The sequence below is a fragment of the Macrococcus sp. CoH-51_TC_04 genome (genome assembly GCF_058188655.1).
Window position 1 is genome coordinate 1 of the sequence record NZ_JBVGOY010000073.1, and the last position, 261, is coordinate 261.

Annotated in this window: 1 protein-coding gene; it reads left to right on the forward strand. The window is 57.5% G+C overall.

The genetic code is table 11. The features are described from left to right. Nucleotides 1-34 precede the first annotated feature (34 nt). A partial coding sequence (locus tag ACZ2V4_RS11820; protein WP_490514966.1) for a hypothetical protein occupies nucleotides 35-261 on the forward strand: 227 nt, incomplete at its 3' end.

Consider the following 261-nt stretch of genomic DNA (forward strand, 5'->3'; position numbering starts at 1 on the left):
GCAAGAGAAGTATGTCGAAGCTACCGAAGCTATCATGGTCGGTGAAGACCGTCTGTGGTACTCGCAAGTTAAGGCACTGATCGGCGTCGATAACCCGCTGTCGATCATCCCGGGCCAGCTCACGCCGTACACGTTTGCGAACGTGATGACGAACGTGACGCGCTGGGGCCTGAAGGCTCCGCACGTGCTGATGGCGTCGGACCTGTACCAAGATATCATCGGTAACTCGGACTTCTTCCAAGCGATCGACCCGGTTGCTCG